The 26056-nt window shown below is 39.9% G+C and carries 28 protein-coding genes; 13 read left to right on the plus strand and 15 right to left on the minus strand.

All coding sequences use genetic code 11. From position 1 onward, the window contains the following. Positions 1–8 precede the first annotated feature (8 nt). The 4 genes from ABXZ32_RS10735 to ABXZ32_RS10750 all read left to right on the plus strand — a co-directional run bounded on the left by ABXZ32_RS10735 (position 9) and on the right by ABXZ32_RS10750 (position 2565). On the plus strand, positions 9–272 hold the full coding sequence (locus ABXZ32_RS10735; RefSeq protein WP_062057567.1) for a DUF3098 domain-containing protein: 264 nt from the start codon (positions 9–11) through the stop codon (positions 270–272). A 3-nt stretch (positions 273–275) separates the two neighbouring features. Further along, complete coding sequence (locus tag ABXZ32_RS10740) at positions 276–1061, plus strand: undecaprenyl-diphosphate phosphatase (protein WP_354618677.1); 786 nt, start codon at positions 276–278, stop codon at positions 1059–1061. Beyond that, entirely contained in the window at positions 1061–1765 is a 705-nt protein-coding gene (gene truB / locus ABXZ32_RS10745; protein ID WP_354618678.1) for a tRNA pseudouridine(55) synthase TruB, read from the plus strand. Before ABXZ32_RS10740 ends, truB begins: the two co-directional genes overlap by 1 nt. Positions 1766–1836: 71 nt before the next feature. Then, positions 1837–2565 carry a hypothetical protein gene (locus tag ABXZ32_RS10750; protein ID WP_354618679.1) on the plus strand — a complete coding sequence of 243 codons (729 nt, stop codon included), beginning with the start codon at positions 1837–1839 and terminating at the stop codon, positions 2563–2565. Here ABXZ32_RS10750 and ABXZ32_RS10755 read toward each other — a convergent pair. The 6 genes from ABXZ32_RS10755 to ABXZ32_RS10780 form a co-directional block, all read right to left on the minus strand. Next, positions 2548–3174 carry a thioredoxin family protein gene (locus ABXZ32_RS10755; protein WP_354618680.1) on the minus strand — a complete coding sequence of 209 codons (627 nt, stop codon included), beginning with the start codon at positions 3172–3174 and terminating at the stop codon, positions 2548–2550. The genes ABXZ32_RS10750 and ABXZ32_RS10755 overlap by 18 nt on opposite strands. 83 nt (positions 3175–3257) lie before the next feature. Further along, positions 3258–4187 carry a YitT family protein gene (locus ABXZ32_RS10760; protein WP_354618681.1) on the minus strand — a complete coding sequence of 310 codons (930 nt, stop codon included), beginning with the start codon at positions 4185–4187 and terminating at the stop codon, positions 3258–3260. A gap of 73 nt (positions 4188–4260) precedes the next feature. Continuing rightward, on the minus strand, positions 4261–5664 hold the full coding sequence (locus ABXZ32_RS10765; RefSeq protein WP_354618682.1) for a TolC family protein: 1404 nt from the start codon (positions 5662–5664) through the stop codon (positions 4261–4263). Further along, complete coding sequence (locus tag ABXZ32_RS10770; protein ID WP_354618683.1) at positions 5664–7013, minus strand: HlyD family secretion protein; 1350 nt, start codon at positions 7011–7013, stop codon at positions 5664–5666. The genes ABXZ32_RS10765 and ABXZ32_RS10770 overlap by 1 nt, the downstream gene beginning before the upstream one ends. A gap of 5 nt (positions 7014–7018) precedes the next feature. After that, entirely contained in the window at positions 7019–8686 is a 1668-nt protein-coding gene (locus tag ABXZ32_RS10775) for a peptidase domain-containing ABC transporter (RefSeq protein WP_354618684.1), read from the minus strand. Next, a complete protein-coding gene (locus ABXZ32_RS10780) occupies positions 8679–9365 on the minus strand; it encodes a TetR/AcrR family transcriptional regulator (protein ID WP_354618685.1) in 687 nt (228 codons plus the stop codon). The genes ABXZ32_RS10775 and ABXZ32_RS10780 overlap by 8 nt, the downstream gene beginning before the upstream one ends. Positions 9366–9503: 138 nt before the next feature. Here ABXZ32_RS10780 and ABXZ32_RS10785 point away from each other — a divergent pair, with 138 nt between their 5' ends. After that, complete coding sequence (locus tag ABXZ32_RS10785; RefSeq protein WP_354618686.1) at positions 9504–9860, plus strand: hypothetical protein; 357 nt, start codon at positions 9504–9506, stop codon at positions 9858–9860. Here the strand turns inward: ABXZ32_RS10785 and ABXZ32_RS10790 are convergent. Beyond that, entirely contained in the window at positions 9857–10780 is a 924-nt protein-coding gene (locus tag ABXZ32_RS10790; protein WP_354618687.1) for a LysR substrate-binding domain-containing protein, read from the minus strand. The two genes, ABXZ32_RS10785 and ABXZ32_RS10790, sit on opposite strands and share 4 nt — an antisense overlap. Positions 10781–10905: 125 nt before the next feature. Between ABXZ32_RS10790 and ABXZ32_RS10795 the strand changes: the two genes are divergently transcribed. The 4 genes from ABXZ32_RS10795 to ABXZ32_RS10810 are packed head-to-tail and all read left to right on the plus strand — an operon-like array spanning position 10906 to position 13386. Then, positions 10906–11217, plus strand: coding sequence for a hypothetical protein (locus tag ABXZ32_RS10795; protein WP_354618688.1), 312 nt, complete (start codon positions 10906–10908; stop codon positions 11215–11217). A gap of 29 nt (positions 11218–11246) precedes the next feature. After that, entirely contained in the window at positions 11247–12209 is a 963-nt protein-coding gene (locus tag ABXZ32_RS10800) for a sodium-dependent bicarbonate transport family permease (RefSeq protein WP_354618689.1), read from the plus strand. 39 nt (positions 12210–12248) lie between these two features. After that, positions 12249–12812, plus strand: a complete 564-nt coding sequence (locus tag ABXZ32_RS10805; protein WP_354618690.1) for a DNA-3-methyladenine glycosylase I — start codon at positions 12249–12251, stop codon at positions 12810–12812. Next, positions 12802–13386 carry a hypothetical protein gene (locus ABXZ32_RS10810; RefSeq protein ID WP_354618691.1) on the plus strand — a complete coding sequence of 195 codons (585 nt, stop codon included), beginning with the start codon at positions 12802–12804 and terminating at the stop codon, positions 13384–13386. The genes ABXZ32_RS10805 and ABXZ32_RS10810 overlap by 11 nt, the downstream gene beginning before the upstream one ends. A 23-nt stretch (positions 13387–13409) precedes the next feature. Here ABXZ32_RS10810 and aat read toward each other — a convergent pair whose 3' ends face one another. From aat to ABXZ32_RS10825, 3 genes are all read right to left on the minus strand, one after another. Next, on the minus strand, positions 13410–14078 hold the full coding sequence (gene aat / locus ABXZ32_RS10815; RefSeq protein ID WP_354618692.1) for a leucyl/phenylalanyl-tRNA--protein transferase: 669 nt from the start codon (positions 14076–14078) through the stop codon (positions 13410–13412). 107 nt (positions 14079–14185) lie between these two features. Next, entirely contained in the window at positions 14186–14563 is a 378-nt protein-coding gene (locus ABXZ32_RS10820) for a DUF3127 domain-containing protein (protein ID WP_062057520.1), read from the minus strand. 3 nt (positions 14564–14566) lie between these two features. Further along, a complete protein-coding gene (locus ABXZ32_RS10825) occupies positions 14567–15442 on the minus strand; it encodes a flavin reductase family protein (RefSeq protein WP_354618702.1) in 876 nt (291 codons plus the stop codon). A 119-nt stretch (positions 15443–15561) separates the two neighbouring features. On the opposite strand from ABXZ32_RS10825, the gene ABXZ32_RS10830 reads away from it, so the two are divergent. Further along, positions 15562–16707: a sensor histidine kinase gene (locus ABXZ32_RS10830; RefSeq protein ID WP_354618693.1), complete on the plus strand. Its 1146-nt coding sequence runs from the start codon at positions 15562–15564 to the stop codon at positions 16705–16707. Between the two features lies 1 nt (position 16708). After that, positions 16709–17059, plus strand: a complete 351-nt coding sequence (locus ABXZ32_RS10835; protein WP_354618694.1) for a hypothetical protein — start codon at positions 16709–16711, stop codon at positions 17057–17059. Here ABXZ32_RS10835 and ABXZ32_RS10840 read toward each other — a convergent pair. Both ABXZ32_RS10840 and greA read right to left on the minus strand, forming a co-directional pair. After that, a complete protein-coding gene (locus ABXZ32_RS10840; RefSeq protein WP_354618695.1) occupies positions 17052–17444 on the minus strand; it encodes an HIT family protein in 393 nt (130 codons plus the stop codon). The two genes, ABXZ32_RS10835 and ABXZ32_RS10840, sit on opposite strands and share 8 nt — an antisense overlap. Positions 17445–17516: 72 nt before the next feature. After that, positions 17517–17993, minus strand: a complete 477-nt coding sequence (gene greA, locus ABXZ32_RS10845; RefSeq protein WP_354618696.1) for a transcription elongation factor GreA — start codon at positions 17991–17993, stop codon at positions 17517–17519. Between the two features lie 199 nt (positions 17994–18192). On the opposite strand from greA, the gene ABXZ32_RS10850 reads away from it, so the two are divergent. Further along, positions 18193–18630 carry a Rieske (2Fe-2S) protein gene (locus ABXZ32_RS10850; protein ID WP_354618697.1) on the plus strand — a complete coding sequence of 146 codons (438 nt, stop codon included), beginning with the start codon at positions 18193–18195 and terminating at the stop codon, positions 18628–18630. Between the two features lie 15 nt (positions 18631–18645). Here ABXZ32_RS10850 and ABXZ32_RS10855 read toward each other — a convergent pair whose 3' ends face one another. Together ABXZ32_RS10855 and ABXZ32_RS10860 are read right to left on the minus strand one after the other, a co-directional pair. Beyond that, positions 18646–19248: a TMEM175 family protein gene (locus ABXZ32_RS10855; RefSeq protein ID WP_354618698.1), complete on the minus strand. Its 603-nt coding sequence runs from the start codon at positions 19246–19248 to the stop codon at positions 18646–18648. 218 nt (positions 19249–19466) lie between these two features. After that, positions 19467–21638, minus strand: coding sequence for a TonB-dependent receptor (locus tag ABXZ32_RS10860; protein WP_354618699.1), 2172 nt, complete (start codon positions 21636–21638; stop codon positions 19467–19469). 321 nt (positions 21639–21959) lie between these two features. On the opposite strand from ABXZ32_RS10860, the gene ABXZ32_RS10865 reads away from it, so the two are divergent. Further along, entirely contained in the window at positions 21960–24431 is a 2472-nt protein-coding gene (locus ABXZ32_RS10865) for a hybrid sensor histidine kinase/response regulator (protein WP_354618700.1), read from the plus strand. On the opposite strand, the gene ABXZ32_RS10870 is transcribed toward ABXZ32_RS10865, so the two are convergent. Then, on the minus strand, positions 24406–25779 hold the full coding sequence (locus tag ABXZ32_RS10870; RefSeq protein WP_354618701.1) for a sigma-54-dependent transcriptional regulator: 1374 nt from the start codon (positions 25777–25779) through the stop codon (positions 24406–24408). The genes ABXZ32_RS10865 and ABXZ32_RS10870 overlap by 26 nt on opposite strands. Positions 25780–26056 lie beyond the last annotated feature (277 nt).

Raw genomic sequence — 26056 nt, forward strand, 5'->3', positions numbered from 1 at the left:
TTTGCGGTATGAAGAAAAACAGCACGAATCAGAACCAAGGTCCGAAACCTGAATTTATCTTTCAAAAAAAGAACTATCTTTTTATGTTCATCGGCTTGGCCTGTATGGCGTTGGGATTTATCTTAATGAGCGGAGGAGGCAGTGACGATCCTACTGTTTTTAACCCAGAGATATACAACTTCAGGAGAATCCGTTTGGCCCCTACCTTGGTGCTATTGGGACTGGGTATTGAGATCTACGCCATTTTGTTGAACCCCCACAAGAAAAAATAAATATTGGACTTACTACAAGCTATTATTCTTGCCATCATTGAAGGCATTACCGAATATTTACCTGTGTCATCAACAGGGCACATGATCATCGCATCTTCCTTTTTTGGAATTGCGCAGGATGATTTTACCAAATTGTTCACCATTGTCATCCAATTGGGGACCATCCTTTCCGTGGTGGTACTATACTTTAAGAGATTTTTCCAAAGTTTGGATTTCTACTATAAACTATTGGTCGCCTTTATTCCAGCCGTAGTTTTTGGATTGTTATTAAGTGATGTCATAGATTCCTTACTGGAAAATCCGTTGACCGTGGCCGTGTCCTTGGTTCTTGGGGGGATCGTCCTATTAAAGGTTGATGATTGGTTTGGGGATGCCGAAAATACGGAGATCTCCTATCGTACCGCTTTCAGAATTGGGCTTTTCCAGTGTTTGGCAATGATTCCCGGTGTCTCCAGAAGTGGAGCCAGTATTGTAGGAGGTATGACACAGAAGCTTTCCAGAACAGCTGCAGCTGAATTTTCTTTTTTCTTGGCCCTGCCTACCATGTTGGGTGCCACTTTAAAGAAAAGTTATGACTATTACGATGCAGGCTTTACCCTTACCAGTGATCAGGTCAATTATTTGATCATCGGGAATGTGGTCGGTTTTTTAGTGGCACTATTTGCCATTAAAACCTTTATCGGATATTTGAGCAAGCACGGTTTCAAAATGTTTGGGTACTACCGTATCATTGTAGGTTTGGCCATTCTAATCATACATTTTTTCATTAGACCTCTAACCGTGATATAATGACGAAAGAAGACTACTTGCAAGGTCAGATATTGCTGATAGACAAACCGCTCACCTGGACCTCTTTTCAAGCAGTAAATGCCTTAAAATGGGCTATCCGACGAAAATTTGAACTCAAGAAAATAAAAATAGGCCATGCGGGGACATTAGACCCTCTTGCCACTGGACTACTCTTGGTCTGTACTGGAAAATTTACCAAAAGAATAATCGAGTTACAGGGTCAGGTAAAAGAGTATACGGGCACCATTACCTTGGGGGCCACGACCCCTTCTTATGATCTTGAGACCGAAGTTGACAATACCTATCCCACAGGGCACATCACAGAAGAACTGATTCATCAGGCCACAGAACAGTTTATTGGCGAAATTCAACAATTCCCGCCTGTATTTTCCGCCCTAAAAAAAGACGGAAAAAGGTTGTACGAGTATGCCAGGGAAGGAAAAGAAGTTGAAATACAATCGAGGAGCGTTGAAATTCTCAAATTTGAAATATCCAATATTGAAATGCCCAACATTACATTCCGAGTCGTCTGTAGTAAGGGCACCTATATTAGGTCTTTGGCCAATGATTTTGGCAAAGCATTGGATTCTGGCGCACATCTTTCTTCGTTAAGAAGAACCAAAATAGGTGATTTCAACGTAGATAATGCAGTAACACCTCTTGATTTTCAGGATGCACTGCTTCCTGATCGATTGAATACTTAACGACAAAAGGGTTTAGTCCCACTGTCCGTCAATTATATAAAATCTAGAAAACCACAAGAGGTTTTAGATGTATGAAATTGAATAGAAGTCAACTTTCCTTTTTGATAACGTTCTTTTCCATGTCCCTAATAGTGTTGGCCCTTTACAACATTCATTTAGGTGCCAAGGAGCAGGAGGAGTATATTATTGAGCTTACTCTGCTTGATGACGAAGAGTTGGAAAAATTGCTGGAAGAAGAAAATAAAGTTGATAAGGTGGTGGATCAACCTAGTCAGAGCAAAAGTAATCTCGCCGTAAACGAAGCGTCAAAACCAAGCTTTGGAAAGCCAGAACCATTAAAAACCCTGGAGGAACTCAGGGAAGACCAAGAAACATCTTCCACTAGCGACGAAGAAACCGATTTTCTGAATTCTACAAACGGTTATGGCGCCAACCTTCAAAAACTAGCCAAACAACGAGAAGCGGCCAAGCAAAAACTCGGGGAATTAGAGGCCAAGAAAACAAAAAGCACCAGCTATTCCAAAAGAAGTACTACCGTCTCCTATTCCTTGGTGGACCGTTATCATTATGATCTACCCATTCCAGTTTATACCTGTATTGAGGGAGGAAAAATTGTCATCAATATTCTTGTTGATCCCAGTGGCTATGTTGTAGAAGCAGAGGTAAATAAAAAAAGTTCCAATACTTTGAACGGATGTCTAGTAGAAAATGCCATTACCTATGCCCTCCTGGCAAGATTTAATTCCAGTGACGTTGAAAACCAAAAGGGAACAATTACCTACTTATTCCAAGGAAAGTAAATGCATCAGATCGGACACAGTATTTTTCCCTTTATCCCTGTTGTACCAAACTTGTAGCTCTTCCTTAAACTGTGGTGTAAGCTCTCCGTGCTCTTTTTTATAGTCATCGGCCAATTGTGCGGCCTCACTAGGTCTTGGTCCCCATGTCCATAGGATACGGTTAGTAGTAGCATCAATCGCCAGCAATTTGGGAATTGATCTGGACCCCTTGGTAAGAAAATATTGCATGAGCTCTAAATGCTCATCCCTTTGAATTATTTTAAGGCTAATATTTGGATTTATCTCTGCAAGTTTGTTGATGACGGGCAGGGTTTGAGCAGCATCCCCACACCAACTTTCAGAAAGGACCAACCATGTCATTTTATTGGAGATTTTAACCATCTTGACCTTTACATCCTCAGGCAACTTTATCGTTTTGTCTAAACGCTTCATTCGTTGCTGGTTCAGCTTTGTATAATCCATATACATTTGGGTCTGTTCCAGTCCGGTTGTTCCAGACCTTAGAACCAATTGGTCCATCAATAATCTATAGTCACTATAGGACAAGGCATTGGAGACACCCTTGATTATCAGTTTTTTTATTGCTTTTTCTTTGGTATTATATGCCAATGTTCCTCAGTTTAAGACAAAAATAAACGTCTCTTTTATTTAGATGATGCCAACAATCCCATAAAACGGGTTGCCGTAAACACTTATAAATGCCTCTTCTTTATCATACCTCCGCGGGTATCGTTGATACTGTTCATCACCACAAAGGCATCGGGATCTATCTTGGAAATCTCAATATTCAACTTTCGTATTTCCAATCGGGTAATTACGGTATAAATCACATCATAATCATTATGAATTCCATGTTTCCCATATCCACCCTTGGCGCGGTATATAGTTAACCCCCTTCCCAATTTTTCTGTTATCATGATTCTCATAGCTTCACTTTTCAGCGAAATAATGGTAACACCTGTATATTCTTCAATACCATCCACTATAAAATCTAAGGTTTTCGAAGCCGACAAATAGGTCAGCATGGAATAAAGGGCAGTTTCAATAGAAAGCAAGTAAGCAGCAGCTAGAAATATGACTACGTTAATAAGTATAATGATATCCCCAATTGTGGTCCCCATCTTTCTACTTAAAAAGATGGCCAAAACCTCCGTTCCATCCAAAACACCACCTCCTCTTATGGAAAGTCCTATTCCTGCACCTAAAAAGAAACCCCCAAAAACGGCTACCAACAATTTATCCTGGGTAATTTCTGGAAAGTGCATGGTGGCCAATACCAAGGCAAGACCTAATATGGCTAAAGATGCTTTTATGGCGAATGTCTTTCCAATAACCTTGTACCCAAGTATTAGAAATGGTATGTTCACCACTATGATCAAAAGATATAGTGGCAATGCGGTTATTTCCGTAGCCAACAAAGAAATTCCCGTGGCCCCACCATCTATAAATCTATTTGGCAATAGAAAACTCTCCAGACCAAATGCGGCAGAAAATATTCCCATTACTATAAAAAAGGTATCCTTAAAAAAGGAATTGAAGCTTATACGCAGTTTACGGGAACGTTTTAAATAAGACCCTGCATGGCTTAACACCCTATAACCTTTATTAATTCTTCCGTCCATATGGTCCAGCTTTTTGATTATACGATGAAATTAGTCTTTTCTTTAAACTTTTAAAGTCAACTCGCCCTACCGTTTACAAGTTTTCCGGATTTACAGCCAAACTGTTGAACAATTTTGCTTTTGTTGTAAAAAATTTATTTTGGACCTGGTTTCGCTTCAGCTCTGAATCTATGAGTTTGCTTTCCCTGGAGTTGATTAAAAAAATGGAGCTTTCGCCAAAGCTGAATTTGCGCTCTTCAGCTCTAAGCATAGCTTGGTAATTTTCAACAATATCAGCTATTAGTTTATTCTGTACCTCAAAAGATTCTAACTCTCTGTAAATGGCAACAATTTTGTTTTTCAATTCAAGTTGGGTATTATCCAATTCGTACTGGGCGTCTTGTAATTTGTATTTTGCCAATTTCAGATCGCCCCTCTCTTTTCTAAGAAACAGGGGTAACTGAAAATTAATTCCACCCTTATAATTTTGGGTTTCCAAGGAATTTATGAATTCGGGGGTCTCCGTCAAGAAGTTAAATTCCAAATCTATTGTTGGCAACAGCTTGTTGGCTTTGAACCTTTTATCCACCTCAAGACCTTCAATTTTGTAAGAAAGGGATTTTAGTTTCGGGTGTTTATCGATGGAGAAACTATCCAAGGGCATTCCCATAATTTCCAAGGTTGTATCTATATCCGCATCCAAATTTGAATCGGGCACCACGTTACTTTGTAATTCCACAGGAATATTATTGTTCAGCCAAAGAAAATTAGACAGCTCCAAGGACTTGTTCATCAACCTTACTTTGGCCTGCTCCATCCCAAGGGCCCTATCCTGGACCACAATTTTTGCCTCTACCGTATCAATAGCGGCAATTTCCCCTGCAAGCGCACTTTTTCGGACACCTTCAAACCTGACTTGGGCATTGTCATAAAAGTTATTGAATATCTCCATTTCATTATACGCCTCCAACCAATCAAAATAAGCCAGCGAGGCCTTAAAAAGGATTTGATTGATAAGAAGATCACGGTCCGCCTTACTCTGCTCGCGAAAAAGCTTCGCCTGCTTTAATGTAGCCATACTTTCATTGATCCAAAATCCCTGTCCCAAGGAGAAGGATATACCAGCGCTGTAAAGTCCGTCCTCTGGCACATTATTTTCAGGATTTAAAAAGATCCCCTCATTCTGTTCAAATTTCCCCTTGAGTTCCAGACCATACCAGGTGGGAATTTTAAACACGGCATTGAGCTTATCATAATAGGTGGTCCCTTTAAAATCCTTCTGATCAAAATCGACCTCAATTTTGGGATCAAAACCACCTCTTGCGCGCATAAGGTTTGCTTGGCCGGTCGCCAAGGCCAACTCGGCCTGTTTGGCTATGGGATGGTATTGTTTTACATAGCCTAGATACTCCCTAAATTTTAACACAAGGGTATCCGGTTCCTGGGCACTTGATAAGAAAAAGGCAAAAAAGACGAAATATAGGATACTTTTCTTCATTACTTCTTGCTATTGGAGGCTTCAGTATTCGGCTGATAATAGTTAGGAGGGAAGCCATTTAGTTGGCGCCATAGTTCAAACCAAATCGGAACATCTTCCAACAAGGCTAGCGTATTTGCTCCTGAACCAACCCGAATATCTTTAGGCCAAGGATGATCAGAAGGATCCGGAGCCAGTAGCACCCTGTATTTGCCATTATCACTTATGAAGGTTTCAACGGCCACCACTTGACCTCCGTAAGTACCATAAGACAAATTTGGCCATCCGCTGAATACAATTGCGGGCCATCCATCAAATTGAATTCTAAATTTCTCCCCCAAATGTACCAGTGGAAGATCTATGGGCTCCACAAACGTTTCAACGGCCAACTCATATTCCGAAGGCATTATCCCTACCAAGCGATCTCCTTCCTTGAAAGTCTCCCCAATTCCACCCTGGATGGCCTTATTTATATATCCCGATTGTGGGGCACGAATATAATACATATCGTTCCGCATCTCATAGTTGGTATAGTCGCTCTCCAATTTGGAAACCTGTGCTTCGGAGTCGAACTGATTGGATTGGGCGGTGTACATATCGCTTTGGGCTTTTGAAAGCTTATCGGTATACTCGGCACCAATCCGATTAATTTCCATCTCGGAGTTGAGTACCTCATTTATGGTAGCCAAAAGCTTGTTTTCCTGGGAAATCAACTTGGCCTGTGTCTCTTGCAGTTTTAAGCGCTTTTCTTCCACATCCGTTACCGCTTTCAAACCTTCCTTTTCCAATTGCACAATCCTTTCATACTGCCTTTGGGCAATACTGATATTGGTTTTCGCGGCCTCTAAGTCGATACTATCACTCTTTACCTTAAGCCTAGACTGGATCAATTTATTTTCTGCCTGCTTTAATTTTAGTGTTCTTTCCTGCAAAACGGCGCCGATCTGATTGTTCAGGGCCTTGACCTTTTCGCCGTAGGAAGAAACAGCCATGGATTTGGCCTTGATCTGTTGCCCGGTTCTTTGCACCAAGTTGGGGTCAAAATACTCGTTCTTGATCTCTGAAATAAATAGAATGGTATCGCCCTTATTTACAAAATCGCCTTCCTGTACATACCATTTTTCAATCCTTCCAGGAATAGGGGATTGCACGGTCTGTGGTCTCTGGCCAGGTTTCAAGGTTGTGAGATATCCCAATGCCCTAATGTTTTGGGTCCATGGCAGAAATAAAACAATGAAGGCAAAAATAGCCGAAACAAGTAGGAACCTATTAAAGTGCTTATAGTGCCTTTTATGAAAAACACGTTGGCCAGATTTATATACTGTTAGGTCTACTTTCTTATTGAGTTCGTTCTTAGAAATGTTCAGCATAGTTCCTAGTTTACACTTATAATTTGACCTTCTTCTATAACAATCTTTCTCTCGCAACGGCTCAACCAATTTGGATCTTGACTAACAACCACCAAAGCCCACGGGCTATCTTTAGAAGTTAAAAAATCCATGATCTCAATAGCTTCCAACTCATTCAATTGGTCCAGAGGATCTTTTAATATCAAAAGCTTGGGCTTTCTAACAATACTCCTTGCCAATACAATTTTCTTGGATATGGTATAGGGGATCTGTTGCCCTTCCGGGTATAAAAAGGTATTGATTCCTTTTGGCTGGTCCTTAACAAATTCTAACAGTCCTGCCTTTTCTATGGCCCAATTCAGGTCTTTTTGCTGGATACTTTTATCCCCAAAGGTAATATTGTTCAATATTGTGCCCTCAAAAGGACTTTCCTCTGTTAGGGATTGTCCCAAAAATGACCTGTAATGGTTGGGTACGATATTCTCCAAGGAAATGTCGTTCACAAAAATAGCCCCTTCAGTTGGCGTTAATAACCCCGATATTAGGCGCAGCAAAGTAGACTTTCCAGAACTATTGGGTCCCACAATTATCGTAGAGGTGTTGGGCAGTATCATTAATGAAAGGTCATTAATAATTTTTCTGCTGCTCCCAACCACACTATAGGAGACATTATCCAACTCAACAGTTAAATTCATTTCAGGAGTCAAAGGAGTCATTCCTTCCTGTGACTCCAATTCCTTGTCAACAACCTGTCCCAATTTTTCAATGGAGGTTAAAAGGTCATATATGGTTTCCAATCCACGGATCAATTTTTCCACTGAATTGATCACCAATAGTATGATGATTTCTGCAGCTACAAATTGCCCAATATTCATTTCTTGGTTCAGCACCAACAATCCTCCTATCAGCAATAATCCGCCCGTTACCAAAACCTTAAAACCAATCATTTGGATAAACTGGATCACTAGTATCCTGAAATGATTTTCCCTTGCTTCCAAATAATCTGATACCAGCTCATCATTTTTTACAAGGGCGTGGCTGGTTCGCCCCGATAGTTTAAAGCTCACTAAGGACCTAGCTATTTCCTGTATCCAATGCGCAACCTTATACTTGTATTTTGATTCCTCCAAGCTGGTGTCCATTCCTTTTTGGGCGGTGAACTTAAAAACCACATAAATAAGCACAAGCAGTAACAGTCCATAAAGGATAAAGAAGGGATGATAGAAAGAAAGAAGTATCAACCCAAATAATATCTGCAAAATTGCCGCCGGAAAATCTATTAGTACTTTGGCAAGACTTTTTTGAATAGTTAAAGTGTCAAAAAATCGGTTGGCCAATTCCGGGGGGTAGTAATCGCGTAATTCGCTCATTTTTATTTTAGGGAAGCGATATACAAATTCAAAGGAAGCCCTTGTGAATATCTTTTGTTGTACATTTTCAATGATCCTTATCTGCATCAGCTGTAGAATCCCTGCAAATGCAACACCTCCAGTAACCAGAATTACCAAAATTATCCATGCGGAACTAATTTGTGCCCCTTGGATCAAATTGATGATTGCCTGAATACCCAGCGGCAGGGAAAGGTTTACCAAGCCGGCAAAGATGGCGTAATAAAATGTCTGCAGAATATCTTTTTTATCCAACTTCAACAACCCCATTAACCGCTGCCAGGCGGTTTCAACATTTTTAGCCATTATTTTTAATATTTAAGGAGTTAAAAACCAATTCGGTAAAATAGAGGGTTACCGAATTTGATTCTTTACATTCGGTCAAGGAGGTAAAGTGGTCTCTTAGAAAATATTGATGTAGGGACCCTTCCAATATTGTGCTTGCAAGACTGGTTGGAAAAGAATATTCAGGATTAACCAATTTTATCATTTCGCTCAATCGATCTGCAAGCCTTTTATAAATAGTAAAGTATCCCTCTTTGTTTTCCTTATCCACTTCCTTTGTCAAATAGGATTTAGAATACTCATTGATGATGATTTTGTTCAAAATAACCTCATTGATATACGAAAAGGAGGAATCCTCTTCAATTTCCCTGGTAATTACTTCTATTGCTTTTTTGAGTTTCAGGTTTTTGTCCTGGATGCTGTTGGTGGAAAACACCAATTGATACTCCAACCATCCCCAGTACCAAGATGTAAGATACAATAATAGTTTGTGCTTGTTTTCGAAATAACGATAAATAGAACTTTCGTTGGAGCCTATCTGGATGCCCAATTTTTTAAATGTAAAATCCTCAAAACCCAATTCATGGATCAAAAGAATTCCATGCTCTATTATCTTCTTACCCAACTCTGAAGACTGTGGATCTTTTTTATAGATTTTCTCGTTAATCTCAAGTTTTATGGATCTCAGCAACCTGTCCATTTACTATTTTTAAATATTTTCAGGCAAATATAATAGTATTACTATCGTACTATGATATATTAACTACTATTTAACATTAGTAATACTTGTCCAATTTAAAAAATTAAATAATTTAGCCCTGTAAAAAAAACAAAGATCATGAGGACAATTCTATTAGCATTATTCTTATTCTGCGGTACTAACGCCTTAATGGCTCAGGAAAGTGATACCCAAATTTCTAAAGGATCCATTTATACACTAAGTGATCCCACTGGCCATAATTATAAACATATAGATTTCCCAAGAAGGAATATTATTATTAAAAGAGGTGCTATTGCCAACTACAATTCCCTTGTTGGCATGGAGATCGTTGTGAAGGAACTTATCAAGGATAGCGACGGATCTACCACAGCGATTTTGGAGCGTAAGGATGGACGCCCATTTTTTAGGTTCTTCCCAACCGTGGAGGCCAATTTGGAAAAGGCCTTGGCCGTTGGAGAATTAAAAAGATCCTAATATTCTTCAAACCACTTAAATTTTTGCTGGATAATTGTCTCCTTTGTGGCAGTCACATGTTCCAAAAAGGCCATGGCCGCTGGAGACAATTTTTTGGCAGGTAACCATACGAGGTTCCAGGTGGTTACCACAGGGAGACCGGCAATGGGTATTATCTGTAGCTCTCCTGTTCTCAGCTCATTTTTTATTCCGATCAATGGCATCAGAGAATATCCCAAACCCGCAATAATGGCCTGTTTTACGGCTTCATTTGAGGTCAATTCTATTTTTTTACGAATAGAAAATGCATTGCCTTTAATAAAAGTTTCCATGGCGTTACGGGTTGCAGACCCTTGCTCTCGGTAAATTAAAGGCAATTCTTCAAACTGCTCCTTTTTAATGGGTTTGTTCAATTTTTCATGCTGCATGCCACCCACAAAAAATAATTTGTTTTGCATTAATTCGACGCTTTCGGTTTTAATCTGTTTGGGTAAGACAGAGACCATCGCAAAATCTACCTCATTCGCCTCCAAACTTTCAACAACCCTAGCTTTGTTTGTCACATCCATAATCAAATCCACCCCTTTATTCTGGGCCATAAATTCGGCTAAAAAATAGGGTATCACATACTTTGCGGTGGAAACTACCGAAATTTTTAGCCTGCCAGTCAATTCCCCAGCAAAAGCCATGGTTCTATAATTTATGGCATGTACTTCGTTTAAAATTTTCTCCGCGGCCTTTACAATTTCCTGTCCGAAGTCAGTAATAAATAATTTCCGCCCTACTACTTCAGTAAGGGGAATTGGAAACTGTTCCTGAAAATTTTTTAATTGTATGGACACTGCCGGCTGGGTCAAAAACAACTCTTCAGCAGCCTTGGTGATGCTTTTAGTTTCAGCGACCTTGAAGAAAATCTGCAATTGATGTAATGTATAATTCATAAATATTTTTTATGTATATCATAATAAATATAAATAAAAATTTATGAATAATAATTATAAACTTTGCACGCCCTTTGTAATAAGCACAAGGCCGTGAAATTTTATAAATCATAAAAAAGAAAATTATGAATTCCATTCAACAAAATTTTAAAATCGTAGAAGGAGAGTTTACTCCCTCAGAAACAGCTGAAGTATTATTCACTTTAATCAATGACAAAATTAGGTTTCACAACCTAAAGATATCAGAGACAACAGAGCGATTTGGTGGTGACACTTCTCATTCTGAAAGGCGAATTAAAGAACTCCAGGCATCCAAGGAACAGATTAAGGACATGATACTTACAGCAAGAGACCTCGGTCAGACCATCGAAATTAATGGTACAATAGAATTAAAAGTGAGCGTTCCTACAGAGAAATCAACACTTTCGTTCTCTTAAGCACTTTTTAAAACCATCCCCGCATTAATATGGATTTACATTTGTTGATTGACAACCTAACCAACCCTGCCCTATTATTTTTCTTTCTTGGAATTTTGGCAGTCCAACTTAAAAGCGATCTTGAAATACCTCCTAGTTCTTCCAAATTTATTTCCTTATACCTACTCTTTTCTATTGGTTTTAAGGGAGGATTGGAGCTGTCCCACAGTAATTTGGACATGGAGATCTTATGGTCGCTTTTATTTGGAATTTTACTTGCACTTCTAGTACCGGTATACACCTTTTTTATCTTGAAACGAAAGTTCAGTTCTGAAAATGCCGGGGCCATAGCAGCTGCCTACGGCTCTGTAAGCGCCGTGACTTTTGTTACCGCGGTTTCGTATCTGGAAATGGCCCAAATTGAATTTGGGGGACATATGGTGGCGGTTATGGCCCTTATGGAAGCACCTTCCATCATTATTGCGGTTTTACTTATGTCCTTATACCGTAACGGCAATCAGGAAAAAACCAAACTAGGCACCATTTTACACCATTCCCTGACGAACGGGAGCGTACTCCTAATCATTGGGAGCCTTGTGATCGGTTTTCTGGCCAATGATGAACAAGCAAGGGGTATTGAACCATTTACTACAGATATCTTCAAAGGGTTCTTGGCAGTCTTTCTATTGGATATGGGTATAACCAGTGGGAAAAAACTATCAGATTTCCTCAACAAAGGATGGTTTGCGCTGCTTTTTGCCATTTTTATACCGCTTTTGAATGGAAGTTTGGCCGCTATTGTCAGCGCCTCATTTACAGAAAGCACAGGGAACAGATTTTTATTCGCCTTGCTTGCAGGAAGTGCATCTTATATCGCTGTCCCCGCCGCAATGAAACTGGTGGCCCCAAAAGCCAACCCCAGTCTCTATATTCCCATGGCCCTGGCCATTACCTTCCCATTTAATATCACCCTGGGGATGCCCATTTATCTCTTTATCATTCAAACATTCTAAATTATTCATATATCTTTATTCCTATATAGATGTGATGAAATGAGCAAACATAGATGCGCTTGGTGCTTGGGCGACCCCCTCTACGAGACCTATCATGATGAGGAGTGGGGGGTTCCTTTAAAAGAAGATGATGCCCTGTTCGAGTTTTTGATTTTGGAAACTTTTCAGGCCGGATTGAGTTGGATCACCATTTTGCGGAAACGGGAAAATTTCCGTGAAGCCTTGGATGGATTCGATTATCATAAAATTGCACAATATGACCAGGAAAAGATTGCTTCCTTACTTGAAAATACTGGTATCGTCCGCAATAAGCTAAAGATCAACGCTACTGTTTCCAATGCCCAGGCATTTCTTAAGATTCAACAAGAATTTGGCAGCTTCAGTTCATACATATGGCAGTTTGTAGATGGAAAGCCCATTAAAAATGAGGTTAAATCATCCAAGGACATTCCGGCCAATACCGCCCTTTCGGATAGTATAAGCAAAGATTTAAAAAAACGCGGCTTTAAGTTTGTAGGCAGTACAGTTATTTATGCGCATATGCAGGCTACCGGGATGGTGAACGATCACGAAATAAATTGTTTTAGATACCATGAAGTTTAGAGCAGTTCTTTTCGTATCAGTGCTATTTATGAGTAGTATGGCAATGGCCCAAATTAAGCTGGAAAGGGAACATCGCGTTAAAAAATCGCAATTTCCCCTAAACGGCCGACTTTTTATGGAGAGCAAAATAGGTCCCGTAAAAACGCTACGCTACTACAAGGAAGTAGACAGTAGCACCATTCATTATACCTCAAAATTTAAAAAGGATCGACTACATTACGGCATACACTTTTCAGAAGATGGTCAATTTCAAAAGGTGGACATTACCGTAAAGGAGATCGACATCCCTCAGGATAGTTGGGAGAACATTACTTTCCTATTGGAACAACATTTTACGAAATATCGTATAAAGAAGATACTTCAGCAGTATAAGGTTACAAAAGATCAACCAGAGGCTGCCACATTAAAAAAGGCGTTTCAGAATTTGATTCTCCCGGACATGACCTATATGGTATGGGCCAAAGGAAAAACAGATGATAAATGCCAAGAATACAGGATACTTTTCGATGCAGAAGGCAATTTGTTACACTTTAAAAAGGCACTGCCCCCAAATTATGACCACATCCTTTATTAAAAAAGAAAAGGCAATTGGCATGGTTACTTTTGACTATTTAGAATTTTAATAAAATCTTCCCTGGGAATTTCTTCCGCCCCCAGACTTTCCAGGTGTGGGGTATACACCTGACAATCGATCAAGCTGTACTGCTTTTCTCCTAGTTCTTCGGCCAATTTTATAAATGCAAATTTCGAGGCGTTACTTACCTTACTGAACATGCTTTCACCACAAAACACATGACCCAGATCTATTCCATAGAGTCCACCTACCAATTCATCATCTTCCCATACCTCATAGGATTTTGCAATGCCGAGCTTGTGTAGCTTCACATAGGCTTTCTTCATGGATTGTGTAATCCATGTTCCCATTTGGTCCTTTCTCGGACTTTGGGCACATTGATCAATAACTGCCTCAAATTGGGTGTTCTTGGTCAATTTAAATTGATTCCCCTCTAAAATTTTGCGCATGCTTTTAGAGACTTTTATTTTATTGGGAAAGAGCACCATTCTGGGATCGGGACTCCACCAGAGAATCAAGGAATCCTCATTGAACCACGGAAAAATTCCATTCTTGTAGGCCAATAGGAGTCGCTCTGAAGTTAAATCCCCCCCTACCGCCAACAAGCCTTCCTCATTGGCATGTTCCACGGGAGGAAACTCCAAGCGCTCTGTCACAAAGAACAATGGGTGATGTCCGCTATCCTTTTTCACAATATCCTATTTTATATAAAACTAATGAAAACGAAACGACCTACCCAATTTCAAAAAAAAGGATAGGTCGTATTATCTTAATACCGGTTGATACAGTACCTAATTCATTAGAAAGGTAGATCGTCGTGATCTTCCTCGTTTAATTTATCAGCTGGCTCAAAAGCATCCATAGGTGGTACTGGAGGCATTCCGGCACCGCCCTGTTCGGACTGCACACCTTCTATTCTCCATCCTTGGATAGAGTTAAAGTATTTTGTCTCCCCTTGTGGATTCACCCATTCGCGACCCCTTAGGTTGATGCTAACCTTAACTTCCTGACCTGCACTGTAATTATTCAATAGGTCGCATTTATCCTGTACAAATTCAATCATGATATGTTGCGGATATTGCTCCTCCGTAGTAATCACCATTTCTCTTTTTCTAAAACCGTTGTTTCCAAAAGTTTTGGTCTCATCGACCATTTTGATCTTTCCTTGTATTTCCATTGTCTATTTATTTGCTAACAATACTTTCCATGCAGAATGTACCTCGTTATTATGTAAAAATTCTTGTGCTTTTTTATGTAATTGCTCTTTGTTGTCCCCACTTAATATTGACCTGATCGCCACATTGGAAGCTATAAATTCTTTCACCTCTTCTTTCGATGGCAAGTGCTCCACATTGCCCAACATGCCTAGATCATTACCGGTTAAAATAGAACTGTGCCTTATTTCCTCCGGGATATTATCTATTCCTATTCCCAAGGAAGATAAGGGTTTTGGCACTTCGAACAGCCCCATATTGGCCCTGGAATACCAGTTGCCACCCATACGTGCCACTTGGTCAATTTTATGTTGGTCTATGGTGCCGGAAGCGTCCAAGATGGATTCATCTACATGGATCTTTACCACCTCAGAAAAAATAAGGTTGCCCGCTCCACCTTCCTTTCCCAAGGCCTCTACTTTTATGACCTTGCACTCAAACTGTACCGGGGATTCCGCCACTCGAAAAGGGGTCACCAGATCCGACTTCAACATGGTCAGACCCGCTTTAATAAACTCGTTCTCCCCTTCAACATATTCCGTACTCGACAAAGACATTTGCTGTACCATGTCGTAGTTGACTATGTTAATAACCACTTCCTTCGTCTTTAATACATTTTCCAAGGTATGTTTTGTTGTATTGTCCCTGACCCTCCTGGCCGGTGAAAAAATCATGATCGGAGGATTGGCACTAAAGACATTGAAAAAACTGAAGGGAGACAGATTTGGCCTTCCATTTTCATCAACAGTACTTGCAAATGCTATGGGTCTAGGACCAACAGCACCTAGAAGATAGCCATGTAATTTGGCCGTAGGAATCTCTGAAGGTGTAATGGAAAGCAATTTTTTCATAGTGGGGCAAAGGTAAGTAAATTGTATGCACAAATGAAACAATCATCGTGTTTGGAAATAGAATAACTTTTGACAAATTGCGTTATCTTTAGAACTAATTAATAATTTGGATGACCCTAAATCCCAAAAAAACGTCTAACATTTTACTGCTGATAGCTTCCTTTGTTATCGTTAGCCTGATTCTATGGAATACCAATAGTTTTTTTAAAAAGTTCAAAGAGGAGGAGCGATTGAAAATGGAGATTTGGGCCACGGCCCAATCGGAACTCTTACAATCTTCAGAAGATCGTGATTTGGGAAACCTTCACGTGAAAATATTTCAGAACAATACCTCCACGCCTATGATTTTGGTAAATAAGGACCAATCAATCAAGGTGAACAATATCACTGAGGACGAAGCACAGGATACTTCGTACCTCACCAAAAAAATTGTCCAGTTCCAAGCGGAGAACACCCCCATTTCCATTGACTACAAAGGGGAACAATTGGCCACCCTCTATTATGGGAACTCCGAGGTCTTGAACAGGTTAAAATATTATCCTATTGCCCTGTTGCTCATCATCTTTTTGTTTGGTGCCGTTATTTTCTTTTTCTTTAAAACCAACAAGGCTTCCGAACAGAACAAACTATGGGCAGGCATGGCCAAAGAGACTGCGCATCAAATAGGCACTCCCCTTACCTCCCTACTGGGTTGGAATGAGCTTCTAAAGGCAGAGAACATCAGCACTTCCATTACCGATGAAATTGATAAGGATATCATGAGATTACAGACGATAACGGAACGATTTTCTAAAATTGGGTCCTTGCCCAAACTAAAGGAATACGATATCGTACAGGAAACAAAGGATGCCTACGATTACCTGAAATTGAGAAGCTCCAAGCTGATACAATTTTCTTTTGATAGTAAAATAGAATCCCTGCCAGTACTGCTGAACAGGGAATTATATCATTGGACCATAGAGAATCTCGTTAAAAATGGTATTGATGCCATGAGGGGGAAAGGAAGCATTTCAATCGAGATTATACCAAGTGGAAATTTCGTCACCATTTTGGTGTCCGACTCTGGACAAGGAATTCCAAAGAGCAATTTCAACAACATCTTTAACCCTGGGGTAACTTCCAAAAAACGAGGATGGGGATTAGGGCTTTCACTGGTAAAAAGAATTGTAGAAGAGTATCATCAAGGGAAAATTAAAGTATTGTCCTCGAGCAAAGAGGGGACCATTATGAAAATTTCGTTAAAAGTAAATGCATAATATGGCAAAGGAAGAATTGAAAATTATCAAGGAAGCAGAACTGACGAATAATTGCCCCGAATGTTTTAACCAAGAGTTACGGCTCACCTTTTACCAAAAACATAAATACAATAGTTTTTATCACAAAACGTCAGGGGAGGTAACCCATGAAATTAAATGTAAAACATGTGACTCCACTATCTACCCGGTTTCATGGACGGAAGATATAGAACGTGTTTTTGATTTCTACAGAAAAATGGTGGTCCCGGATAGGGCGACCATAAAATTCACCATGTTATTTTATACCCTGATCTTGATTTTGATAGTCCTGGTATCTGGCGGCATCTATCTCTATTTACAGAAGATTATTTGATATTACTGCTGATTTTTGCAGCTATCCCTTCAAATTCCTCTTTGGATAAGGACACTTTATGTTGGAAGGTAGCATCTTTCATTTCATTTAAGGGGATAAGGTGCACATGTACGTGGGGCACCTCCAACCCAATAACGGTCATCCCCACCCGCTTACAATCTATGGAAGCCTCAATGGCCTTGCCCACTTTTCTGGCAAAACCCATAAGCCCCAAATAGGTAGGCTCGTCAAGATCCAATATTTTATTTACTTCTTTTTTGGGGACGCACAGGGTATGCCCTTTTGCGTTCGGATTTACATCTAGAAAAGCAATGAAATTCTCGTCTTCAGCTATTTTATAGCATGGTATTTCTCCATTGATGATTTTTGTAAAGATACTTGCCATATTCCCAATTGGTATTTAAAAAAAAAGTCCCATCAAATATTTGATAGGACTAAATATAACTATTAATTTTTTTTACGATCTCGTAATTTCCATTATTTCAAACTTAATGGTCCCATTGGGAATGGTAATTTCTGCAACGTCCCCTACTTTTTTTCCTAAAAGTCCCTTTCCGATCGGGGAGCTGACGGAGATTTTTCCAGCCTTGAGGTTGGCCTCACTTTCCGCAACCAGCGTATATTTCATTTCCATGCCATTTGCCTGGTTCTTTAATTTCACCGTAGACAACACCAATACCTTGGACGTGTCCAACTGGGATTCATCAATGAGTCGCGCATTGGACACAATTTCCTCCAATTTTGCAATCTTAAGTTCCAACAACCCTTGCGCCTCTTTGGCCGCATCATATTCGGCATTTTCAGAAAGATCGCCCTTATCCCTAGCTTCGGCAATGGCCTGGGAAGACTTCGGACGCTCCACATCCTTAAGTTGGTTTAATTCGGCTTTGAGTTTTTTTAAGCCCTCAGCTGTATAATACGATATGTTACTCATAAATTCTTTCCTTTAAAATTCTAGAACATGGACCATGTTCCGTTCCTACTAATCCCTTATCAGAATCATTCAATCTGCTAGTTCTATTGATTTCAGCATTTTACAAATAGGAAAATCCTCTTTTTTATAGAGGATTTAAGACAAATATACATAATTTTTGTTCAATTTTGCGGATGTTATTGGAAATACATAGAGCGATATGAAACGTATTTTATGCCTAGTTTTTGTTGGTTTATTTCTCTCCTGCAGTACCGATAGGGTCAGTAGCAATCCTTATTTACAGGATATTGGTTTTAGGTTTGATCTAAACTTAAGCCTACCCCTTTACAGTCCTTTGACGAATGCGGGGAGTGCGGTTTATGTAGAAAACAAGACTGCCGGCTTAAGGGGTATCTTTGTCATCAATACCGGATTTGACACATTCATGGCATGGGAAGCAAGTTGCCCTAACCATGTACCAAATGAATGCTCCACAATGACCCTTAAGGGCCAGATTGTGACCTGTGCGTGTGAAGGGTATGAATATAACTTATACACGGGCCAATTGATGAATAGACCTGAAGATGGGAGCCGGTATTACGATCTACTCTTCTATCGCAGCACGTTCAATGGCAATGTGGTTTCCGTATCCAATTAATAGAACGCTATCAATTTATTTTGCTGGAGGCACTCCCTTTTTTGTCTTATCCAAGTTTTTTTCAATACGGGAATCAGGGATAAACCATATGATAGCGACAATAATATAGATGCCAATGGCCGCCCACGTATTTAAGAAGGAAATGAGCAATCCAAAAGTGTACAAGGCTATGGACAACTTTCCCTTTGAATCTGTACCAACAGCCTTTCTCAGTACAAAATTCTCCTTATGACTCTTAATAATAGTGCGTTGTAGTATATAAAATGCAATTGCACTCATCAATAATATAAAACCATACAAGGCAACGGGAACAGCCTCCATATAGTTTTCACCGATCCAAGTGGTAGAAAATGGAATCAAAGACAACCAAAACAGCAAATGAAGATTACTCCACAATATCTTACCATTGATTTTTTGGGTGACCTGAAAAAGATGATGGTGATTGTTCCAATAAATCCCTATGTAGATGAAGCTAAAAAAATAACTCACAATTGTTGGCACAATAGGGATCAAGGATTCCAAAGTAACTTGATCTGGAGATACCAATTCCAAAACCATAATGGTGATAATAATGGCAAGCACCCCATCACTAAAAGCTTCCAATCTATTTGAAGTCATACTATCTAAGTCAATGCGCACAAAAATAACTTAAAAAATGAAGTGCGATGGGTATAATAAAGATAAAATTAAAGACTCTAAACCATTGAAATAAAGCACTTTTCCAGTTTAAAATTTTCATCCTCCTACCAACCCAAATCAAAAATATTTGCGCATAAAAAAAGGAGCATTATGCACTACAGCAAAATGCCCCCCTTCCAATAGATACTCTGAAGTCTCTAAAAATTAAAGGTAGCTCCCACCAAAAAATTGATTCCTGCTTGCGGATAATATCCTGCCCCTTCTACCGTGGTAATTGTTCCCGGAGTAGAAAAATCATCATCATAGGTAAAGAAATAACCGTTGGATACATATAATGAGTCAAACACATTATTCACCAAGCCGGACAAGACAATGCTTTTGATGAACGACTTGGTCCTGATTTCATATTGAACATTAAAATCGGTCTGCGAATAAGCACTTAAGGTTGAATTTTCAGAATCTATATTACCCATATATTGTTTCCCCACATACTTGGTCAAAACACTAAACTGTAGATTCTCTTTTGGCAAATAGGTAAATACATTGCCCAAAATTACATTGGGTGAAAAAGAGATATTGGTATTTCCTAAATCTTGCAAGACTCCATCTCTTTCAAAAACATAATCTCTGTTCTTATTGGTGCTCAAGGCCACATTTGGCCTAATTCTAAACCTATCGCCCAAGGCTATTGTGGCATCTACCTCTAGGCCCAACCTATAACTATCCCCAATATTGGCACGAAGCGGGGCGCCAACATCGTTCAGCTCGCCTGTCAACACCAATTGATCCTTGTAGTTCATATAATACACATTGGTGTTCAATTGCACCTCTTGTGAAACATAGCGCCATCCTAGTTCAAAATCATTAAGCTTTTCCGGCCTTGGACTGCCACTTTCATAATCGTTCCTATTTGGCTCACGGTTAGCCCTTGCGTAGGACAGGTAGAAATTATTGTTGCGATCCATGTCATAGGTTATCCCCGTCTTAGGGTTAAAGAAATTAAAACTATCATCCACTAAACCGGTATCTTCCCCATTGGCTGTATAGGAAACCCTTCTATACTGTAGATCTCCATAGAGGCTCCATCTGTCATTCAGGGCGTAATTGACTTTTGAAAAGAAGTTAAAATCGGTTTTAACAGAAGTATCGTCATAATAGCGATCCCTATACTCACTATCTCCAGTGAAACGGGCCCAAATGATTTCTCCAAAATGATCCCCTTCGTATTTGTTCCATCCCCCACCAAGAATCAGATTGATCTTCTCATTGGTGTAATTGGCCGAAAATGTGGTTCCGTAAAAATCATTGTCCAACCAACGCCTTCTAATTAGATCTGTGGTATCTACCAATTCACCATTTACAGTTATGGGCTCAAAACCATAATCGGAGAAATCCTCATCCTCCTTAAACTGTTCAAAATAACCCCTGCCCCGAGTATAGTGCAAACCTATATTGGTATTCCAGTGTTCCGATACTTGTTCGTTCCAGAGCAATTGAGCATGGTCTTGTTTATAATTATCCACTTCATTATCATAGAATTGGGTGATTCCATTTTCATCCGTATAGATCCCCGCAAAATTGAAGGTCCTGTCCGCTTCCAAGGTACCCTTATCTATGCCGTACCACGACTGATAGGTGATCTCGTGGCCTCCAAACAGGAGGGCTTTTACCAAGGTATTATCATCCTTATAGGCCCCTTGCAAAAAATAAGATTCCAATTTGGATGAAGCCCTATCCACATAACCATCTGAAGAAATCCTGGACAGACGCCCGGCAACTTCCACATGATCATTGAGAAGGCCTGTACTGAATTTCAGGTTGTTCCTCAGCGTACCAAAACTACCTACTGAAGAGGAGATTTGCGCATAGCCTTCTTCACTAATGGCATCAGTCAGTAAATTTAAACTGGCACCAAAGGCCCCTGCCCCATTAGTGGAGGTTCCTACCCCACGCTGCAATTGTAAGCTTTCCGTTGAGGAGGCAAAATCTGGCATGTTGACCCAGAAAGTGCCGTGGGATTCCGAATCGTTATATGGAATTCCGTTGATGGTAACGTTCACCCTTGTAGCATCACTTCCCCTAACGCGAATACCGGTGTATCCCACCCCGGCGCCGGCATCAGATGTGGTGACTACCGATGGCAAAAAGTTCATTAGAATAGGAATGTCCTGTCCCAAATTCCTGGGTTTGATCTGCTCCTTGGTAAGATTGGAAAAGGTGACTGGTGATTCTTTGGTCACGCGAACAGCAGATACAAAGACCTCGTCCAAAGTGATTTTTTTACCCTCCAAAGAATCGATGGGTTTTTCTTGACCGTAGACCGACAGGGCGGCACCAAACACGGCAACTGTTGTGAATAAAGTTTTCATTCGTAATAATTAGTTACGAATAAAAGGGGCTGTTATTCTTGTTAAAATTTGATTTTTGTTCAAATCGATCACATTTCTGAGTCGATAATAAACGTTGGAAATTCCAAATAGCGATTTTCGCATCCCTTGGCAGCATTACCCGCCCAGGTTCCTTGGGTATAATCTCAGCCTGCCGAAACAAGCACCCCTTTGAGATGGGGCAAATTTACATGCAGACATTCACATATCATAATAAAAAACCATATTTTAATACTTTATTACAAAATCCTACCAAGGCGTTAAATACGTATATTCTTGTAATAGATTTGGTCACTAAAGCAAATGAATAAATCCAAAAATAAGTTTACGCTAAAAATCATGTTCAGTTACCTATTTCTAGGTGTTCTGGCAGTGGTATCCGCTTATTTTATATTCTCAGAAGTGAGGACCTACGTTTTCTACCAAACCTCCAATAATAACGACAATAAATTAGTAAAGACCGGTTCTTTGCTAACTGAATTATACGAAGCTGAAGGCCTCTCCAAAATAGCGTTACAAAAAAAGACCCAGACCTCCTTTAGGGCTTATACCCAAAAAATTGATTCCATTTACACCGTAATAGATTCGATCAAGGGATTGACCAGTAGCGATAACCAAAAAGATATGCTCAACAGTGTTCAGTTTCTCCTTCAGAAAAAAGTGGGAAACAGCAAAGAACTGTTGAAATTAAAAATTAAAAATGACGCCAATAGCTCCATTGACAATGCCTTAAAGGAATTCAACAAAATTGAGGAATCTATGGGAAAAATAACCCCAGAAAGCCTCAACCCCAATTACGCAGATCTTCCACCCGACGCCAAAATTGCCGTAAAAAAATGGGCCGATTATCTAAGTGAAAACGTGCCTAAAGATTCAAAAAATATACCTGAAGGCACTAGGGTGGACTCTCTCCTAACAGCCTCTAGATCATTATTGGACGAGGCTAAACAGAACAACACCAAAATCCTTAGAACCGTAGCCCAAAAGGAGCAAGAACTCAGCAGAAATGACTTGGAAATCTCCCAGCAATTGCGAGGCATTATTACAGCTTTTGAACAGGAGTTATTGACCAAAACCTACAACGAGAACATGATCAAACAGGCTGCCCTTACCAAAAGCATCAGACTTGCAGGGTTTGCGGCATTATTGGGTTTTGCCATTGTAGCCCTGTTCACTTTTTTGATCAGTAAAGATTATTGGAAAGTTCAATTGTTCAGGCAGCAGTTGGAAAAGGAAAAGAAATTCTCCGAATCCATTTTAAAAAGTAGGGAACAACTCATTTCTACGGTGAGCCATGATCTAAGAACACCATTGAATACAATTACCGGATATTCCGAATTAATGGAAAACGAAGGTCTCACCATGCAACAGTCCTCCTATCTGAAAAATATAAAATCTGCTTCTGCCTATGTGGACAGCTTGGTCAATGACCTCCTGGATTTTTCCAAATTGGAAGCTGGGAAGATCTTAGTTGACAAAAAAGGTTTTATACTCTCTGACCTGATCATAGAAACCGCGGAGAACCTAAAGGAACTGAATTCCAAAAAGCCCATTGAACTTATTCTGGATATAGACCCGCGTTTGGAAAAGCCCGTCCTGAGCGATCCCTTTCGGATACGGCAAATCTTGACCAACCTCATTGGCAATGCTTATAAGTTCACGGATCGAGGTTTTATAAAAGTGGAGGCTATGGTATTACAAGAAATGGATAACAGCTACCAAACCAGGATCAAGGTGATAGATTCCGGTATTGGCGTTAAAAAAGAAAAACAAGAGCATATTTTTAATGAATTTACACAGGCTGAGGACCATACCGATAAAAAATACGGTGGTTATGGTTTGGGATTGACCATTTCCAAAAAACTTACGACATTATTAAATGGATCTTTGGAGCTAAAAAGTGATGGCCAAAAGGGCAGTGAATTCACGATAAAATTGCCATTGCAAATTTCACAAACGCCAATAGAACAACCTGAAGAAAATCCTTTGAACCCCAAGAAAGGATTACATATTTTGATTATTGATGATGATCCGGCCATGTTGAAACTACTGAAAGAAGTTTGCCGTAACCTTGCTATATCCACTACCACATATACCGACTTTAATGACGTAGGAAAAAACAATTCCCTACACTACGATGTAGTATTGACTGATATCCAGATGCCGCAAATAAGCGGATTTGAAGTTCTGAAAAAATTGAAAAAAGATGGCTACGCCCATTATAAACAGCAGCCGATAATTGCCATGACCGGCCGCAAAGACCTAGAGGAAACGGAGTATTTGGATGCAGGATTTTCAGCTGTCCTTCTAAAGCCATTTGCAAAAAATTCCTTTCTGAAAGTGCTCAACCACTTGTTTCCACAATCCATTCAAGGTGAAAATGAAAGTATACAGCCTAATGCGCAACACGCTTCCTCCAGTCTTTTCAATCTAGAAGTAATCAATTCTTTTCTTGGAGATAACAAAGCTGCCCTCTATGAGGTATTGACCACTTTTATTTCGGATGTCAGAACCAATTTGGATCATCTCAACGAAGCGATTGAAAAATTGGACAGGAAGGAAATCAATGCCACAGCCCATAAAATGCTGCCCATGTTCCGACAGTTAAAAGCCAATGATATTGTGCCCATTTTAGAAAAATTGGAGGTGCTCAATGAGTCTAAAATGGATAAACAAGAGTTAAAAAGGACATCCCAAGACTTGAAGAACAAGACAACAGTGCTGCTTTTGGCCATCACTTCCTATATGTCTAAAGATCTAAATTATAATGGTTGATCCTGTTGTAAAGCGTTTTTCGTGTGACCTGAAGTAATTTTGCCGCTTTGGATTTATTAAAATTGGTTTGTTTCAGGGCTTTTATGATCTGCTCCTTCTCGTACTCCTCTTTCGAGAAATTTTCTATCTCCTCAGGTCTTTCTTTTGGTTGAAGAATTTCCTTAGGCAAGGCACTGAGCTCCACATAATCCCCTCCTGTTAACAGCACCGAACGCTTAATGACATTTTGTAGTTCCCTTAAATTTCCTGGCCAATGGTATGCCCGAAATGCACTTTGCACCTCCTGGGAAAAGCCGAGTATATTTTTGCCAAGTGAAGCGTTTGCTTTCTTTAAGAAAAAGTCTGTGAATAGGAATAAATCTTCCATTCGCTCCTCTAAAGAAGGTATTTCTATGGTAAATTCATTTAAACGATGGTAGAGGTCTTCCCTAAAAGTCCCTTTTTCTACAGCTTCCAGCAAATCCTCATTGGTAGCCGTAAGGATTCGTACATCTATTTTGATTTCTTTTGTACTACCCACCCGTTTGATTTTTCGCTCCTGCAGCGCCCTCAGGAGCTGGATTTGATTCCCGTAGGACAAATTCCCGATCTCATCCAAAAAAAGGGTACCTCCATTTGCTGCCTCAAAATGGCCCACCTTGTCCTCCACCGCGCCCGTGAAACTTCCTTTTAAATGGCCAAAAAATTCACTGGTGGCCAACTCTTTGGGGATGGCACCGCAATCGACCGCTGCAAAATTATAATCCTTTCTTTTGCTTTGGTCATGTATGGCCTTTGCCGTCACCTCCTTGCCCGTACCGCTTTCCCCGGTTATTAGAATGGACATATCCGTAGGTGCAACCAATTGAATATATTCATTTAGCTTTCGAGATGCCTCACTTATACCATGGATGACTCCTGTAACCGTATTCGTGGTATCAATTAAAGGGTGCTTTTCTTTTTCTTTTACATTTTCTTCTTTGGCATCAATGGTTGCGGGAGTACTACTTTTTGAATTAAGAGCGTTTGCGATTACCATGACAATTTCTTCTGGGGTAAAAGGCTTGGAAATATAATCGAAGGCCCCTTTCTTCATCGCTTCTACAGCTGTGCCTACTTCGGCGTACCCGGTCATTACAATCACCGGCACCTTAGGATGCAACTCCTTGATATCTCCAAGCAATGCAATACCATCATAGTCGGGCAACCTTAAATCTGTCAGAACCAGATCAAAGGAAGACTCCCTAATTTTTCCTTTTGCATCGGCAGCAGAAAAACTGGTTACCACGTCATAGCCCTTTTTTGTCAGGAACTTTTCCAACATTTGACAAAACGCGGCGTCATCTTCAATGATCAATATTTTGGACATTACTGTGAATGATTTAAGTATCACTGTAAAATTAACATTTGAAAGCCAGTTGAGTTTTAATTATTTCATAAAATACTAACCCAATCGAAATCCATATCCAACCTTTGTCAAAGCACATAGCAGAAAAATTAATAACAGCTTGTAGTTATACATAAAAAAAAGGAGCTGTACGAATACAGCTCCTTTTCAACCAAACTAAAAAACTAACTTAAACTTTACTACATCTCTATCCAATTCCCGTCTTGATCGGCATAAAGGGTACCAGAGGCACCATCTT

Origin of the sequence: Sediminicola luteus (assembly GCF_040566555.1) — a bacterium.
GTDB lineage: Bacteria > Bacteroidota > Bacteroidia > Flavobacteriales > Flavobacteriaceae > Sediminicola.

Coding starts and splice junctions, on each gene's coding strand:
- ABXZ32_RS10775 (WP_354618684.1), bottom strand. CDS start 8,686: ATGGCTAAAAATGTTGAAACCGCCTGGCAGCGGTTAATGGGGTTGTTG.
- ABXZ32_RS10735 (WP_062057567.1), top strand. CDS start 9: ATGAAGAAAAACAGCACGAATCAGAACCAAGGTCCGAAACCTGAATTT.
- ABXZ32_RS10860 (WP_354618699.1), bottom strand. CDS start 21,638: ATGAAAACTTTATTCACAACAGTTGCCGTGTTTGGTGCCGCCCTGTCG.
- ABXZ32_RS10850 (WP_354618697.1), top strand. CDS start 18,193: ATGAAACGTATTTTATGCCTAGTTTTTGTTGGTTTATTTCTCTCCTGC.
- ABXZ32_RS10830 (WP_354618693.1), top strand. CDS start 15,562: ATGACCCTAAATCCCAAAAAAACGTCTAACATTTTACTGCTGATAGCT.
- ABXZ32_RS10835 (WP_354618694.1), top strand. CDS start 16,709: ATGGCAAAGGAAGAATTGAAAATTATCAAGGAAGCAGAACTGACGAAT.
- ABXZ32_RS10805 (WP_354618690.1), top strand. CDS start 12,249: ATGAGCAAACATAGATGCGCTTGGTGCTTGGGCGACCCCCTCTACGAG.
- truB (WP_354618678.1), top strand. CDS start 1,061: ATGACGAAAGAAGACTACTTGCAAGGTCAGATATTGCTGATAGACAAA.
- ABXZ32_RS10780 (WP_354618685.1), bottom strand. CDS start 9,365: ATGGACAGGTTGCTGAGATCCATAAAACTTGAGATTAACGAGAAAATC.
- ABXZ32_RS10870 (WP_354618701.1), bottom strand. CDS start 25,779: ATGTCCAAAATATTGATCATTGAAGATGACGCCGCGTTTTGTCAAATG.
- ABXZ32_RS10855 (WP_354618698.1), bottom strand. CDS start 19,248: ATGACTTCAAATAGATTGGAAGCTTTTAGTGATGGGGTGCTTGCCATT.
- greA (WP_354618696.1), bottom strand. CDS start 17,993: ATGAGTAACATATCGTATTATACAGCTGAGGGCTTAAAAAAACTCAAA.
- ABXZ32_RS10795 (WP_354618688.1), top strand. CDS start 10,906: ATGAATTCCATTCAACAAAATTTTAAAATCGTAGAAGGAGAGTTTACT.
- ABXZ32_RS10760 (WP_354618681.1), bottom strand. CDS start 4,187: ATGGACGGAAGAATTAATAAAGGTTATAGGGTGTTAAGCCATGCAGGG.
- ABXZ32_RS10840 (WP_354618695.1), bottom strand. CDS start 17,444: ATGGCAAGTATCTTTACAAAAATCATCAATGGAGAAATACCATGCTAT.
- ABXZ32_RS10790 (WP_354618687.1), bottom strand. CDS start 10,780: ATGAATTATACATTACATCAATTGCAGATTTTCTTCAAGGTCGCTGAA.
- ABXZ32_RS10810 (WP_354618691.1), top strand. CDS start 12,802: ATGAAGTTTAGAGCAGTTCTTTTCGTATCAGTGCTATTTATGAGTAGT.
- ABXZ32_RS10820 (WP_062057520.1), bottom strand. CDS start 14,563: ATGGAAATACAAGGAAAGATCAAAATGGTCGATGAGACCAAAACTTTT.
- ABXZ32_RS10770 (WP_354618683.1), bottom strand. CDS start 7,013: ATGCTGAACATTTCTAAGAACGAACTCAATAAGAAAGTAGACCTAACA.
- ABXZ32_RS10750 (WP_354618679.1), top strand. CDS start 1,837: ATGAAATTGAATAGAAGTCAACTTTCCTTTTTGATAACGTTCTTTTCC.
- ABXZ32_RS10785 (WP_354618686.1), top strand. CDS start 9,504: ATGAGGACAATTCTATTAGCATTATTCTTATTCTGCGGTACTAACGCC.
- ABXZ32_RS10765 (WP_354618682.1), bottom strand. CDS start 5,664: ATGAAGAAAAGTATCCTATATTTCGTCTTTTTTGCCTTTTTCTTATCA.
- ABXZ32_RS10865 (WP_354618700.1), top strand. CDS start 21,960: ATGAATAAATCCAAAAATAAGTTTACGCTAAAAATCATGTTCAGTTAC.
- ABXZ32_RS10800 (WP_354618689.1), top strand. CDS start 11,247: ATGGATTTACATTTGTTGATTGACAACCTAACCAACCCTGCCCTATTA.